Origin of the sequence: Streptomyces virginiae (genome assembly GCF_040638905.1) — a bacterium.
Taxonomy (GTDB): domain Bacteria; phylum Actinomycetota; class Actinomycetes; order Streptomycetales; family Streptomycetaceae; genus Streptomyces; species Streptomyces virginiae_B.
On record NZ_JBEZYV010000067.1, the window covers coordinates 1 to 13,937 of the forward strand.

General features: G+C 67.9%; 16 protein-coding genes. 8 read left to right on the forward strand and 8 right to left on the reverse strand.

Annotated elements, in window-relative coordinates:
- Nucleotides 1-159: 159 nt before the first annotated feature.
- The 3 genes from AB0F82_RS37970 (at nucleotide 160) to AB0F82_RS37980 (ending at nucleotide 2,540) form a co-directional block, all read left to right on the forward strand.
- Nucleotides 160-480 carry a hypothetical protein gene (locus tag AB0F82_RS37970; protein WP_362636224.1) on the forward strand — a complete coding sequence of 107 codons (321 nt, stop codon included), beginning with the start codon at nucleotides 160-162 and terminating at the stop codon, nucleotides 478-480.
- 134 nt (nucleotides 481-614) lie between these two features.
- Complete coding sequence (locus tag AB0F82_RS37975) at nucleotides 615-1,349, forward strand: hypothetical protein (protein ID WP_362636227.1); 735 nt, start codon at nucleotides 615-617, stop codon at nucleotides 1,347-1,349.
- Between the two features lie 87 nt (nucleotides 1,350-1,436).
- Entirely contained in the window at nucleotides 1,437-2,540 is a 1,104-nt protein-coding gene (locus tag AB0F82_RS37980; RefSeq protein ID WP_362636229.1) for a helix-turn-helix domain-containing protein, read from the forward strand.
- Between the two features lie 357 nt (nucleotides 2,541-2,897).
- Here the strand turns inward: AB0F82_RS37980 and AB0F82_RS37985 are convergent, their stop codons facing one another.
- Genes AB0F82_RS37985 through AB0F82_RS37995 form a run of 3 tightly spaced genes read right to left on the reverse strand, consistent with a single transcriptional unit; the run spans nucleotide 2,898 to nucleotide 4,348 of the window.
- Nucleotides 2,898-3,245 carry a hypothetical protein gene (locus tag AB0F82_RS37985; RefSeq protein WP_362636232.1) on the reverse strand — a complete coding sequence of 116 codons (348 nt, stop codon included), beginning with the start codon at nucleotides 3,243-3,245 and terminating at the stop codon, nucleotides 2,898-2,900.
- An 18-nt stretch (nucleotides 3,246-3,263) separates the two neighbouring features.
- Nucleotides 3,264-3,776 carry a tyrosine-type recombinase/integrase gene (locus AB0F82_RS37990; RefSeq protein ID WP_362636235.1) on the reverse strand — a complete coding sequence of 171 codons (513 nt, stop codon included), beginning with the start codon at nucleotides 3,774-3,776 and terminating at the stop codon, nucleotides 3,264-3,266.
- Nucleotides 3,776-4,348 carry a hypothetical protein gene (locus AB0F82_RS37995; RefSeq protein WP_362636238.1) on the reverse strand — a complete coding sequence of 191 codons (573 nt, stop codon included), beginning with the start codon at nucleotides 4,346-4,348 and terminating at the stop codon, nucleotides 3,776-3,778. Before AB0F82_RS37995 ends, AB0F82_RS37990 begins: the two co-directional genes overlap by 1 nt.
- Before the next feature lie 240 nt (nucleotides 4,349-4,588).
- Here AB0F82_RS37995 and AB0F82_RS38000 point away from each other — a divergent pair, with 240 nt between their 5' ends.
- Together AB0F82_RS38000 and AB0F82_RS38005 are read left to right on the forward strand one after the other, a co-directional pair.
- The gene (locus AB0F82_RS38000; protein WP_362636240.1) at nucleotides 4,589-6,880 is read left to right on the forward strand and encodes a Tn3 family transposase; all 2,292 of its coding nucleotides are present in this window, start codon (nucleotides 4,589-4,591) and stop codon (nucleotides 6,878-6,880) included.
- Nucleotides 6,790-7,581, forward strand: coding sequence for a Tn3 family transposase (locus tag AB0F82_RS38005; RefSeq protein ID WP_362636243.1), 792 nt, complete (start codon nucleotides 6,790-6,792; stop codon nucleotides 7,579-7,581). The genes AB0F82_RS38000 and AB0F82_RS38005 overlap by 91 nt, the downstream gene beginning before the upstream one ends.
- A gap of 172 nt (nucleotides 7,582-7,753) precedes the next feature.
- On the opposite strand, the gene AB0F82_RS38010 is transcribed toward AB0F82_RS38005, so the two are convergent.
- The 3 genes from AB0F82_RS38010 to AB0F82_RS38020 are packed head-to-tail and all read right to left on the reverse strand — an operon-like array spanning nucleotide 7,754 to nucleotide 10,037.
- Nucleotides 7,754-8,296, reverse strand: coding sequence for a VTT domain-containing protein (locus AB0F82_RS38010; RefSeq protein ID WP_362636246.1), 543 nt, complete (start codon nucleotides 8,294-8,296; stop codon nucleotides 7,754-7,756).
- A 46-nt stretch (nucleotides 8,297-8,342) separates the two neighbouring features.
- Nucleotides 8,343-9,092, reverse strand: a complete 750-nt coding sequence (locus AB0F82_RS38015) for an SDR family oxidoreductase (RefSeq protein WP_362636249.1) — start codon at nucleotides 9,090-9,092, stop codon at nucleotides 8,343-8,345.
- A 12-nt stretch (nucleotides 9,093-9,104) separates the two neighbouring features.
- Nucleotides 9,105-10,037, reverse strand: a complete 933-nt coding sequence (locus AB0F82_RS38020; RefSeq protein ID WP_362636252.1) for an AraC family transcriptional regulator — start codon at nucleotides 10,035-10,037, stop codon at nucleotides 9,105-9,107.
- 238 nt (nucleotides 10,038-10,275) lie between these two features.
- On the opposite strand from AB0F82_RS38020, the gene AB0F82_RS38025 reads away from it, so the two are divergent.
- Both AB0F82_RS38025 and AB0F82_RS38030 read left to right on the forward strand, forming a co-directional pair.
- Nucleotides 10,276-11,442, forward strand: coding sequence for an IS30 family transposase (locus AB0F82_RS38025; protein ID WP_436842266.1), 1,167 nt, complete (start codon nucleotides 10,276-10,278; stop codon nucleotides 11,440-11,442).
- A 155-nt stretch (nucleotides 11,443-11,597) separates the two neighbouring features.
- Entirely contained in the window at nucleotides 11,598-12,515 is a 918-nt protein-coding gene (locus tag AB0F82_RS38030; protein WP_362636258.1) for a recombinase family protein, read from the forward strand.
- Nucleotides 12,516-12,558: 43 nt separating this feature from the next.
- On the opposite strand, the gene AB0F82_RS38035 is transcribed toward AB0F82_RS38030, so the two are convergent.
- The gene (locus tag AB0F82_RS38035; protein ID WP_362636260.1) at nucleotides 12,559-13,185 is read right to left on the reverse strand and encodes an RNA polymerase sigma factor; all 627 of its coding nucleotides are present in this window, start codon (nucleotides 13,183-13,185) and stop codon (nucleotides 12,559-12,561) included.
- The gene (locus tag AB0F82_RS38040; RefSeq protein WP_362636263.1) at nucleotides 13,182-13,352 is read right to left on the reverse strand and encodes a hypothetical protein; all 171 of its coding nucleotides are present in this window, start codon (nucleotides 13,350-13,352) and stop codon (nucleotides 13,182-13,184) included. The genes AB0F82_RS38035 and AB0F82_RS38040 overlap by 4 nt, the downstream gene beginning before the upstream one ends.
- A 260-nt stretch (nucleotides 13,353-13,612) precedes the next feature.
- On the opposite strand from AB0F82_RS38040, the gene AB0F82_RS38045 reads away from it, so the two are divergent.
- Nucleotides 13,613-13,937: transposase (locus tag AB0F82_RS38045; RefSeq protein WP_362636265.1), on the forward strand; the 325-nt coding region annotated here is incomplete at its 3' end.

Below are 13,937 nucleotides of genomic sequence, written 5' to 3' on the forward strand. Positions count from 1 at the left end.
GCTGAAACAGCTCCCACAACTCGTCCGGCACCAGCCGCTCAACAATCCCCACCACGGCCCGCAGCCTACCGAACCGGCCAAATGAGATGACCTCTTAATCACTTCCTCTGGGGCCGGCACCACGAGGACGACATCCTGCGCCCCGGCCAGATCACCGCCATGCGCCTGAGCGGCCGCCACCAGGAACAACACCGCACCACCTGGGACGTCCCCCAGAAGAACGCCGCCTCCGACGCCACCCGCCTCCAGCCCGTCCACCACGACGCCGTACGCGCGATCGACGAATACCTCCCCCACCGCGCCACCAGTCGCGACGACACCGGACACCTCTTCACCACCGTCAACGGACGGTCCCTCGAACCCCAGAGCCTCATCCGGATCCTGCGCATCGTGGCGGCCACCCACCCCGACCTGGAAGAAATCGCCCCCAAGCTGTCCGCGGACGCCGTCACTCACTCACCCGCTCGACCTGAGACCTGAGACCTGAGACCTGAGAGAGTTGCGAAGAAGCTGCGTACAACGAAAGCGCTATCGCAAGATTTCCGCACTCAACTAAAGTGACGGCACTGCCGGAGTGCCTCAACATGAAGCACCGTCCTTGAAGGGTGGGCCACATGGACGTTCCCGTCTCTGCGTGGGCCAGCAAGCTGTTCACCGACGAGAAAACCGCTAGGTTGGTCCGCGACGGAATCGGCCAGGCCCTGGTCGACATGCAGGCCAACGCCCGCTCCTCCCATACGGAAGCGGATGTGACGTCCACACAGGTGCATGGCGTCGCACGCTACCGAGGGTCGTACGAGCGGCTCAGCTCTCGTCTCGCCAGCATCCCTGGTGCCGAGTTGGTCAAGCCGAACGGGTTCCAATTCAACCTTGTTCGCGTGGGCCGAGGGCTCCTGTTCCCGTTCTGCTTCTCGAAGCAGGACACGAACGTGCAGGCCGCGAAAATCCAGAACGTCTGGTCGGTGATCCGGGAGCTGTTCGCGCTCGCCCCTGCTTCTCAGCAGCCGGACCTGTTCGGTGACCTCTCGTTCGATCCGAACACGGTGGAACTACGCCCGAAGCTTGCCGCACTCCCCGAAGACACACGCCTCGTCCTCGTACCGTTCGCCTGCAATGCGGCTGGCCTGCTGAAGCCCTACTGGGGCGTGGCAGCCCTGGCGGACGAGAACGGCAGGCTCGAATGGATCATTGACCCGGAACCCCTGCCGGTCCCGAACGCCCCCAGCGTCAGGACTCCTGTCATCCCCCACCAGGTGGTAGGACAGACCGGGTTCGACGAGGGTGAGGAACCGCTGGTGGTACTGGCGCCGCGCCCGACAGCAGTGCGCAAGCTCGACGACCGAAGCTGAACCGACACTCCCTGACGAACGAGACCAATGAGAACTGACCACCCGGTCCTGCCAGGCCTGGAGGACCGCAAGGCCACGCCGCGAGCAGTGACCGATGCATTCGATCCGACCCGGCTCACACAGGCTCGCCGTCTGGCTGGCTTGACCAAGAAGGAGGTCGCCGAGCAGGTAGGTGTAACCCCGGCCGCTGTCGGCCAGTATGAGACGGGCGTAGCCCGGCCCCGGCCCGAACTTGTACCGACCCTCGCCGGGGTTCTGCAAGTGCCGGTGGAGTTCTTCATCGCCGGACGGCCCGGATGTCGGCTGGACTCCTCGATGACGAACTTCCGCAGCCTGCGCAACACACCGAAGGCACAGCGCGAGAAGGCGATGGCCTACGCCGAGCAGGTCTGGGAACTGACCCACGCCCTGGAGCGCCGGGTGGAGCTGCCGTGTGTGGATCTGCCCGGTTTCGCGGGCGGAGAGGTCCACCCCGGGGTAGACCTGCCGGATACACCGGCAGCGGCAGCGCAGGGTCTTCGGCGGCTGTGGGGTCTGGGGAATGGCCCGGTCACCCACCTGGTCCGACGGATGGAGGCGCACGGCATCGTCGTGGTCCTGCCGTCCGAGAAAGATATGACGTCGGCCACGGTCGACGCGTTCTCGTCCCGTCTCGCGAGACCGCTGGTGGTACTCACCCGCAACCGCGCCAACGACGTCTTTCGCCACCGCTTCACCGCGGCACACGAACTGGGCCACCTGGTCTTGCACGGCGAGGCCACGGGGGACAGCCGACAGGAGAAGGAGGCGGATGCCTTCGCCGCAGAGTTCCTGACGCCGGCGGCCAGCATCCAGCCGTCGTTGCCTCACCGGATGGATCTGGGCCAGCTGGCCGGACTCCGCCGGACCTGGGGTGTGTCAGTGCAGTCGCTGGTCTACCGGTGCAGGGAGCTGGGCCTCATCTCCGATGCCACAGCGAGCCGGACGTATCTGAGGCTCCGCGCTCTCGACGGACAGCCCGGCTTCGCGCCGGAACCAGTTAGCGGCTTCCCGGGGGAGCAGCCCACGATGCTCTCCCAAGCCTTCCACCTAGCCGACGAGGATGGCGGGCTCACTATCCCGGACCTGGCCGAGGAACTGGCTTGGAAGCCAGCGCGGGTCCGAGAACTTCTGGGCATGCCCGATTCCCGGCCTGTACTGCGTCTGGTTTGACTGGCTGGAGGGCACCAGCCGCCGCGGAACTGGGTGATGCAAAACACGCAGCTGCACCCAGGAACCAGGCCCCGGTGCCGCCCGGCGCGAAGGACAGCACCCCCCACGGCCTGACCGCGCCGGGCGGTGCCGGGGGAGCGGGGGTCCGGGGGCCGGCGAAGGCCCCCGGGACCACCGGCCTCAACCACACCCGATCCACCGGGCAGAACGCCGCCCGGCGGCCGGCGGCCAGGCCGTCCTGGGCCCCAGGTCTCATCCTTGCGTGTCTCCAATTGAAGACACGCCTGTGGGCCCAGCCAACCTGCGAGATCCCGTGGCCGCCGTAAGGGTCGCGAAGATCGTTCTCACCTATAACCGCTATAACCGTTTACCCCTGCGGCTCCGTCTGCGGCAGGGGGGTCGTTTCGCGGAGAAAGTGCTGAGCCTGCAGCTGGAGATCCGTGGGTGCCGCGGCCAGGCCGGGGTGTCCATGAGCTCGCGCAACTTGATCTCCTTCACCTCCCGGGGAGAGTCCTTGCGCACGCCGAGGTGCGGCCACAGGCACTCCAGGTCCGCGTGCGGCAGTCTCCAGTTCGCGGCGAAGGCAGGCTCGGCGTTCCCGGCCGTCGGCACCAGGACCTCGTCGGCGGTGGCGGCGGGGGTGGTTTCGACGAGGGTGAGCCCGAACTCCTTGATCACTCCGCTCGCCTCGGCCGAGGGCCACATCAGCCCCCCTCGGGGCGGTCAGAGCACGCCCTGCAGGGCGTTCTCCTTGAATCCGTCGTCGGCCTCGCGGTAGCCGCGCATGACCTTGGATCCCTTGGCCCATCCGCCCTGGCGCTCCATGACGGCGTCGGGGTTGCCGGCGCGGGCGGACTCGGTGACCAGTCCTCGGCGGGGGCTGTGGCCGGTGGGCCGGATGTCGAGGTCGGCGCGGGCGCCGATGCGGGTGAGGATGTGGCCGGCGGTCTCGGCGTCGAGTCCGCCCTGCAGGACGGTCCCCCACCGGTTGTGCAGGCGCCGGAACGCGAACCCGTCCGGGTCGTCGTCGAGGCGGGCCTCTTCTTTCCAGCGGCGCCATGCGCGGACCGGGCAGGTGCGCGCGGGAGCCGTAGGGGACCTCGACCGTGCGTGGGCCACCTTCGAGACTCGGATGTCCACGATCAGGCCGCGGCCCTCCGGGTCGTCGGCGATGTCCCGGACCCGTAGCCACGCCAGTTCGTGCTCGCGGCCGGCGATGGCGAAGTGCAGCGTCATCAGGGCCAGGTCCCGTATGCCGAACCGGTTCTCGGGAGGGCGGCGGCGATCTTGTCCATGTGCCGGACGAGCAGGGCGGGGGCCGGGCCGCGGCCGCGCCGTTCCTCGGTCTTGGCCAGGGACTTGGTCTTCGCCTTGAGCAGGGCGCGGGCCTCCTCGGCGACGTCCGGCTGCAGCTGCAGCTGGAGCTTGAGCTGGCGGCGGGCAGTGACGACGATGCCGGACAGGCGGCGGTCGATGGCGGTGGGGGCGGTGAGCTTGCCGGGCGGGGATCCGGGCTTCGGCGTCCGGGCGGGCTGGTGCCAGCAGCATTCGACGAACGCCACCAGGGTGCCGGAGCGGACGGCGGCCGGCGGGAGGGCTGCCTCGGAGCAGAACCTGAGCCACGCGCGCCAGTCGGCGGCGTACCCGTCGCGGGTCTTGGCGGGGCGGGCGTCCTCGACGTGGCGGGTCGCCTCGTGGTCGAGCCGGTCCAGCCGCTCCTCGGTCGCGGCGTCGAACCGCGCGGGCGCGGGCACCGCGGCCTGACGGGTCGCGGTGCTCCTGCTGACCGACAGGTCCGTGTTCGCCATGGTCCGCCCCTGAGTGTCCGTCAAGCCGGTTATTCCGTAACAGAGTCTGTGTCGTCTGGTTCCGGGATATGTGAGCGGTGGCGGCCATCTACGAGGCCCCGGTGTCCTAGCTCAGACACCAGCCGCAAGGTAACCGGCGGGTAGCTTTCGCGTCGTCAGACAGCCCGTTTCCCCGGTCCCGGACCCCTCGTTGAGCCGATCGAGTGACTCGATCGAGGGTTGGCATGGGGAGGGGCGGGCGTGCGTCAGGAGTGGTCGCCGGAAGAGCTGTTGGCGAGCTGGACGCTGGTGGATGGCGACTGGAAGTTGGTGGCCAACAAAACCGGGGCGACGCGGCTCGGCTTCAGTCTGCTGCTGAAGTTCTTCGAGCTGGAGGGCCGGTTCCCAGAGTTGCTGGAAGAGGTCCCGCAGGTCGCGGTTGAGTACGTGGCCGGGCTGGTGAAGGTCCCGGCCGCCGATTTCGCGAAGTACTCCCTGACGGGACGGACCGCCGAGTACCACCGCGCGCAGGTACGGGAGGCTCTGGGGTTCCGGCCGGCGACGTTGGAGGACGAAGAGCAGCTCACCGCGTGGCTGGCCAAGGAGGTCTGTCCGGTCGAGATGGTGGAGGACCGGCAGCGGGAGGCCCTACTGGTCGAGTGCCGGGCGCGGAGCATCGAGCCGCCGGGCCGGACCCGAATCGAGAAGGTACTGGTCGCAGCCCGTAACCGATGGGAGGCCGCGTTCTGCGCGCGGGCCATCGAGCGCCTGGACGAGGTCGGGGTGGCCCGGCTGCTGGAGCTGGTGGCGGAGGACAACGAGGACGGGGCCGCGCTGCTGGCCCTGCTCAAGCGGGACCCGGGCGCGGTCGGCCTGGAGTCGCTGTTGACGGAGATCAACAAACTGAACGACGTGCGGAAACTCGGGCTACCCGAGGGACTGTTCGTGGACTGCTCGGAGAAGCTGCTGGCCGCGTGGCGTGCGCGGGCGATCAAGATGTACCCCTCGGACTTCCGTGACACCGCCGAGGACGTACGGATCACCCTGCTCGCGGCGCTGTGTTCGTCCCGGCAGGCGGAGATCACCGATGCCCTGGGGGACCTGCTGATCGCCCTGGTGCAGAAGATCAACGCCCGTGCCGAGCGCCGGGTGGAGAGACAGCTCACGGCGGAGCTGAAGAAGGTCCGCGGCAAAGAGGGCATCCTCTTCCGGCTCGCGGACGCAGCGATCGGCAAGCCGGACGAGATCGTGCGCACGGCCCTGTATCCGGTGGTCGGGGAGAAGACGCTGCGCGACCTGGTCGCCGAGGCGAAGGCGAACGAGAAGGTCTTCAAGGCCAAGGTCCGCACCACGCTGCGCTCCTCGTACAGCAACTACTACCGGCAGATGCTGCCGCCGCTGCTGCGGACGCTGGGCTTCAGGTGCAACAACACCGCCTACCGGCCGGTGATGGACGCGCTTGCGCTGCTGGAGAAGTACGCCGACGTCGACGGCAAGACGCGCTTCTACGACGCCGGCGACGCGGTGCCGATGGACGGCGTCGTGCGCAAGGACTGGCGCGAGGCCGTCGTGGACGACAAGGGCAAGGTCGAGCGGATCCCGTACGAGCTGTGCGTCCTGGTGGCGCTGCGGGACGCGATCCGGCGCCGCGAGATCTATATCGAGGGCGGTCTGCGCTGGCGCAACCCGGAGGACGACCTGCCCGGCGACTTCGAGGCCACCCGCACCGTGCACTACGCGGCGATCCGCCAGCCCACGGACCCCGAGGCGTTCATCACCGACCTGAAGCGGCGGATGACGGATGCTCTGGACCGGCTGTCCGGGGCGCTCGCGGACGGCTCGGCGGGCGGGGTGAAGGTCACCACCCGGCACGGGGAACCGTGGATCAAGGTTCCGAAGCTGGAGAAGCTGGACGAGCCCACCGGCCTGACGGCGCTCAAGGATGAGGTCGTACGCCGCTGGGGCGTGCTCGATCTGCTGGACGTGCTGAAGAACGCCGACTTCCTCACCGGCTTCACCGACGAGTTCGCCTCCGTCGCCGCCTACGAGCGCACCGACCGGGCCATCCTCCAGCGCCGCCTGCTGCTCGCTCTGTTCGCGCTGGGCACGAACATGGGGATCCGCGCCATCGTGGCGACCGGCGAGCACGGCGAGAGCGAGGCGGCGCTGCGGCACGTGCGCCGGCACTTCATCACCGTCGACAACCTGCGGGCCGCCGTGCGCAAGCTGGTGAACGCCACCTTCACCGCCCGGGATGCCGACTGGTGGGGCACTGGCACCGCATGCGCGAGTGACAGCAAAAGGTTCGGGTCCTGGTCCAGCAACTTCATGACCGAGTACCACGCCCGTTACGGCGGCAACGGCGTGATGGTGTACTGGCACGTCGAGAAGAAGAACGTCTGCATCTACTCCCAGCTCAAGAGCTGTTCGTCGTCCGAGGTCGCGGCGATGATCGGGGACTTTTGCGGCACTGCACGGACACCGAGATCGAGTCGAACTACGTCGACACGCACGGCGCTTCCTTGGTCGGGTTCGCCTTCACCGAGCTGCTGAACTTCCGTCTGCTGCCTCGGTTGAAGAACATCGGCAGCATTCGTCTGTACCGCCCGGACGACAGCCCGCCCGGCTGGCCTGCGCTCGGCGGCTCGCTGTCGACCCGGGCCATCAAGTGGGACTTGATCGCCCAGCAGTACGACCAGATGGTCAAGTACGCCACCGCCCTGCGCCTGGGCACTGCGGAGGCCGAGCAGGTGCTACGGCGCTTCACCCGCGGCGGCCCCAAGCACCCCACCTACCAGGCCCTCCAAGAGCTGGGGCGCGCGGTCCGCACAATCTTCGCTTGCGACTACCTGGCCAGCCCCGACCTGCGCCGGGAGATCCACGGCGGGCTCCAGGTCGTGGAGAACTGGAACAGCGCGAACACCGTGCTGCACTACGGCAAGGACGGCGCGCTGACCGGCCCGGACAAGGAGCACGCAGAGACGTCGATGCTCGCCCTGCATCTGCTCCAGTCAGCGCTGGTGCACGTCAACACGCTGCTGCTTCAGCAGGTCCTTGCCGAGCCGGCCTGGGCGAAGAAGCTCAATGCCGAGGACCGGCGCGGACTGACCGCGCTGTTCTGGTCGAACATCAACCCGTACGGCACCTTCCACCTCGACATGGAAAAACGGCTCGACCTCGGCCTGCCGGTCACCGTTCCCCACCCCCGGCAAGCCGCAGAGAATACGGCACAGGCGGCCAGATCGGCACTATGAGTGCCAGAGGCGTGCGCTCGGCACGAACCACGGTCAACGGACCGTGGGCCCGGGCCGAACGCCGCTCGCGCGGACCGAGTATCCGCAGTTAAGCGGCCCATTTGTCCTTCGCACCGCCCAGGGGAGAGGCGGAGCCGGCACCTTCCCCGCGCGGACCCTGCGAGCCGCACACCTACGGGTGCGGTGTGCGACTGGCCTCAACCTCGGCCAGGACGCGACCGACTGGACGGAACCGGCGCAGCAGGCGCGGTGCCTTCGCTGCCACCATGGTGAGGACAGTGACGGGGACAGGGCGAGCCGCCAGTACGGCCAGTGCGATCGTCCACGGCGAGATGCCTGCCAGGGCGCACACCAGCACAGCGGTGCGTGGTGGCGAGGGAAGCAGGGAAAGCCCGGCAAGGGCCCACATGCCGTACCGCTCGATCTGCTGAATGATGTCGTGAAATGTGCCCTGATTGGGCCTTCCGCCGGAAATGTAGTCGAGCAGCCAGGGGCCCGCTGCCTGCACAGCGAACGCCATCAGCAGCGCACCGACGCTGGTTGCGGCCACGAAGGTGAACGCTATTGCCCATCGGCGGCGGGGCTGGAGCACCGACAGTGCCATGATTAACGTCTGGTTAGGCATGATCGGCAGGGCGACCTCACTGAGCGGGAAGACGGCGACTGTGGGCAGGAACCACCGTCGGTGTGCGGCGCGGTCGAGCCGCACCAGCACGCGTCCCGTGCGAGTGGTGGGCCTGTTCGCGGTGCCGCCTGGCGCTTCAGCCATGGCGCAGGGTCCGGTATCCGAGAGATGGGGAGAGACGCATGATCGTGCGCAGGATTTTCGTCTTGCCGATGTAGATGTCGGCCGTGTCGCGGCGGATTCCGCGGATCACCGCTGCCGCGGCCTGTGATGTGCTGATCTTTCCTCGGCCCCGGCCACGGGTCATGTCGGTATCGACCAGCGGCAGGACCGCGTCGATGACCTGGATGTGTGGTGCGGCGTCCTGGCACTGGTAGCGCAGGGCGCGGGTAAATGTCCGCACAGCCGCTTTGGTGGCGCAGTACACAGGTGCCGAGGGCTTCGGTGCAAGCGCAAGACCACTGGAGACATTGACGACCGCGGCGGACGGCTGGCGGCTGAAATGCGGCAGCAGCGCGGTCGAGAGGGTGACGACGGCTTCCAGATTGACTGCTATCTCCCGGCGTAGCACTGAGTGCGTGGCGTGCGGGTCGTCGCGGAGGAAGTCGGTGAGCGTCTGCACGCCAGCGTTGTTGATCACGACGGAGAGCTCGGGATAGAGCTGTGCAAGCTCGTCGGCGAACGCGCCGGTCGCCTCCGGATCGGCCAGGTCGACGACATGGGTGGAGACGTGGCCGTCGTGCTCGGCTGCGAAGGACTTGAGCTGGTCGCGGTCACGTCCGACGGCGACCACGTGGGCGCCCAGCTCGACCAGCTGCCGGGTCAGCTCTCGGCCGACACCGCGGGCACCGCCCGTGACGAGAATCGTTCTGCCGGTGAGGTTCATACGTTTCTTTCCCTAGCTGATGGATGTGACGTGCGGCTGGCCCGGCTGACGGCCGAACGCCTGCCGGTAGGCCGCCGGTGTTACTGCGGTGCGGCGTTTGAAGTCGCGGGTTAAATGCGGCTGATCGGCGTAGCCGCAGGCGAACCCCACGATGGACAAGGCATGCCGACTGTTGATGAGCAGGTCGGCGGCCACCTCGGTGCGCACCGTGCCGAGCAGGCTCTGAAAGCCACCGGTTCCTTGCAGTCGTCGCTGCAGGCTCCGCGTTGAGGTGCCCAGGTCGGCTGCGAGGCCGTGGAGCGACCAGCGGCGTGCGAGATTGCCGGCGAGAAGGCGGCGTGCCTGCGAGACCACATCGGAACCGACGGGAGATCCTCCGGTGCCTGCAGAGAGAGCCATGGAAGACCAGGCAAAACGCCACAGGGCAGTGTCGGCACCGCGCGATGGCGCCGTGAAGATGCCGTTGTCGAATACCACCTGCGGATCGTCACGGCCAGTGGAAGCCGTGACCCCCCGCGCACCCGTCATGGTCAACAACACCGTCAGCAGGCCCAAGACGAGCGCGTCCTCGGCAGGTTCGGGCGGTGCCGAAGACGGTCCTACGTGCTCAGCGACGAGATACCTCTCGCCTGCTTCACGCAGAACCACGCGGTGACGCGAGTGGGTAAACCGCTCCAGCCGACGCCACCGCTCGAAAAGTTCGGAAGGACTGTCGGCTCCCAGGAGCGCCGAGACGGCAGGATCGGACGCCATCTTCGGCACCACCAGGCCGACACGCAACAAGGGCAGCAACCCGTGCTCTTGAGCGATACCGGTCAGGAACCGGCGCTTTGCATCGAAGGCCAAAAGAGCCCCGTCAGCCGGTGGGGCGACCGCGATGATGCCGTCATCAGCAAGCGCGCGCTGCACCGCCGCCACCAGCGTCGAACTCGCGAAATCGTCCATGCTCCCTCCCAACTCTTCTCGACCAGACCAAGCTATGCCCGGCAACCGCGGATCGTCTTGAACGATCACGCCACACTGCATCACGCTCTGGCCCGCGCGGCATCTGTGACCGACTACCGGACCCAGTCCTTGCCGGTGACTGACGTCCGCCGCATCGAGCTTGAGTGTCGGGAAACGATGGCACCCTCAAGTGATCAACGCACCACCCACGGATGATCATGTGATCGTGGAGGCACAGGTGCGTGACTACGGGTTTTCGCCAGCTCAGCAGGACGAGATATGGAGACGCTGGCGTGAGGGGCAGTCGTTCAGCTTGATCGGGCGGGCGCTCGGGGCGCCAATGCAGAGCGCCCGCCGTTTCCTGTACCAGAGCGGCGGCGTCCGCCTCACCCTGCAGATGCGGTCAGAGCGGCATCTGAGCGGCTGCGAGCGCGAGGAGATATCCCGCGGTGTCGCTGCGGGGGAATCGGCCCGGCAGCTGGCCAAGCGCCTGGGCCGATCCCCTTCGACCGTCTCCCGCGAGATCGCCCGCAACGGCGGCCGGGACCGCTACCGAGCTGCCTCGGCTGATGCAGCCGCCTACGAGCGCGGACGCCGTCCCAAGCAGGCCAAGCTCGCCCAACGGCCCGCCCTGCGCGCCTTGGTGGAAGCCAAGTTGGCTTTGTGCTGGTCACCCGAGCAGATTGCGGGATGGCTGCGACGGCAGTTCCCTGGTGACGCCGCCATGCAGATCTCGCACGAAGCGATCTACCTCTCGCTCTACGACCCCCGCCGGCGCCAGGCCATCGACCGCAGCCTCACCCAGCGGCTGCGGTCAGGCAGGCCCATGCGCCGCCCGAAGCTCGCCCGCCAGCCCACCGGGCGGGGCATCATCCGCGGCCTGGTGCCCATCACCGCCCGCCCCGCCGAAGCCGAGGACCGCAAGGTCCCCGGCCACTGGGAGGGCGACCTCGTGATGGGCACCCGACCCTCGGCCGTGGCCACGCTGGTCGAGCGCACCAGCCGCTACACGACCGTCGTCGCGCTACCGGACGGCATCAAGGCCGAGCAGGTCACTCCACACCTCACCAGGCGCCTCCTCAGCATCCCGCCCAAGCTACGACGGACGCTCACCTGGGACCGAGGCCGGGAGATAGCCGAGCACCGGGCCATCACCGCCGAGACCGGGATGCCGATCTACCTCTGCAAGCCACGGAGCCCGTGGCAGCGCGGCACAAACGAGAACACCAACCGGCTGCTACGGCAGTACCTCCCCAAGGGAGCGGACCTCCGCACGTTCAGCCAGGGCGACCTGGACGCCATCGCCCACGAGCTCAACCACCGGCCCCGCAAGACCCACGGCTACCGCACTCCGGCGGAGGTCTACGCTGACCTTCTGAACAGCGGTGATGCGCTGACCGCTTGAGCTCGCCATCGTTTGACGACAGGCGAGCGACGCGTTCAATGGACCCGTGCAATCCGGGGGTTCGCGGCGGCGTGAATCCAATCAGATCCGATGGTGATTGCTGACAGGGTTTGATGACAGATAGGGTCCGATCCTCCGCACGGAAGGGACCCTCGGTGGCGAACCTGGTCTACAAGCGGGTCTCGACCAACCAGCAGTCGACCGCCCGGCAGAACCTCGTCCTGGACGAGGCCGGGATCGAGGACCCGGTCGTCTTCGAAGACCCGGGAACCTCCAGCCGCCTCCACCCCCTCCAGCGCCCGAAGTTCCGTGCGCTCCTCGACTACGCCCGGCCGGGCGACACCGTGCACATCTCCGAGATGTTCCGCCTCGTACGCGGCACCGGGCACATCCTCGACGTGCTCGACGTCCTCCACCGCGACCAGGTCGCGCTGCGCATCCACGACGGCGCGTTCTCCGCGATGGACCTCACCGCCCGCCACCCGCGCACCGGCGAGCTGCTGTCCACCGTGAAGTTCATGGTGCAGACCCTCGCCGCCGCCGGCGAACTCCAGCGCGACCTCCAGCGTGAACTGACCTACGACGGACTGCGAGCCGCCGAAGCCAAGGGCAGCAAGGGCGGGCGCCGCCCCGCCGTGGCGGCCGACAAGACCGACACCGTGCGCACCGCCTACCTGGAGGGCCGCTCGATCGCGGCCCTCGCCCGCGACCACGGCGTCAGCCGCGGCGCCATTCGCACGGCCGTCGCCGACCTCATGCCCGACCACACCACCATCGAGCAGGAGGACATCCCGGCCCCGGAGCTGCCCATCACCCTCGACATGCCCGGCAAGGTCGCGGACTTCCTCCGCGCGTCCGACCTGGAGCCCGCCGAGCGGGCCGCGCTCGACCAAGGGGTGACCGTACGGCGCGGCCAGGGCTACAGCCTGCGCATCACGGCCGTGCCAGGGGTCCACCGCCAGCTACTCGCCCGCTGCCAACCGCTCGACGGCGGCCAGGGTGTCCCTACCGTCCCTGCCCAGCGCAAAGCCCGGCGCGAGTACGCGAACCGCGTCAACACCCCCGGCGAGTAACCGGATCAAAGGCCCGCACCAACGGCCTGAGCATCACTCGTAGCTACTTTGCGGCTGGTGTCTGAGCTAGGACACCGGGGCCCAAGAGGGCGCAGATCACCGTCCCCAGCTGGCTCTTGAGGATCTTCACCGCCCGCTTCACGTGCACGGCCAGCGTTTTGGGATTCGTGCCCGTGACCGCGGCTGCCTCGTGAGCCTTCATGTCGAGCGCCTTCGTGAGCCACACGCCCTCCCTCTGCCGCGGGGACAAGTCATCAAGGTACTGGCGGACGGCCAGCCGATTGGCGGTCAGGTCATGGGCGTCTTCGAAGCGTTGAGCGTCGAACCGAGTCGGGTCGGCCACACGCTGGGACTCCAGCCGGTGACGCTCTGATCGGGCACGGACCCGCGCCGCAATCTCTCCTCTGATCACGGCGTAGAGGTAGGCCCTCGGCGTTGTGAGTACTTTCGGGTCTGCAAGGAGACGCAGGAACGCCTCCTGGACCACATCCTCGGGATCGCCATCCACCCCAAACAGGTTGGTGCCCGAGATCCTCCTCCGCGCGTAGCCGACCATTTCGCCCCGCGAGTGGACGAAGACCTCTTCGAGGATCTCCTTGGTGACCGGCTGCCCAGTGGCGGCACCGGACTCAACCGTGGAGTCCGGTGCCGCCCTGTCCTGTGTGGTCACTCGTGCTCCCGACCCCTGCTCCTCTTTTCCACACTGTGGCCGGACTTCAGCTGCTTCGTCTCCTGCTTTGCCCGAATCACCTCGGCCTGGCCCTTGGCCCTGACCCACGAGGCCAATCCGTCGATCAGCTTGATGACCGCGGGGATGAGCACGAGCACCAAGATCATGAAAAACTCCACTGCGAAGCCCCGACCCGCGCGCCTACCCCCGACACCCACACCCGCGCACTGGAGAGCCAGGCAAGGGGGCCGCGGACCACTATCAGGCCCGCATCCTCGCGAGCGCCCGAGTCCAGGTAGGAGCCCTGTATGCCAAGGCATGCGAACTCGCTCAAGAAGGACAGCTGATCGATCCCGGCACTCTGACAGCTGAGACCCCGCCTAAGAGGTCCTAACAGAAGCTGCTGATGGTGTGACTGTCGGCTCAGATGCTCGTTGCTCTGTTCGTGGGGAAGAGGAACTCTCGTCCGTGGATCGTGTCGGACGAACTGTGGTCTTTGATCGAGCCGTTGTTGCCGGAGCCGGGTCCGAAGCTGGTCGCGGGGCGGCCGAGGGTGCCTGACCGGCAGGCTTTGTGCGGGATCCTGTTCGTCCTGCACACCGGCATCCAGTGGGAGTACTTGCCCCAGGAGCTCGGCTTCGGATCCGGTATGACGTGCTGGCGGCGGCTGGCCGCCTGGAACGAGGCCGGCGTGTGGGACCGCCTTCACGTCGTCCTGCTGCAGAAACTGCGGGCGGCGAAGCAGCTCGACT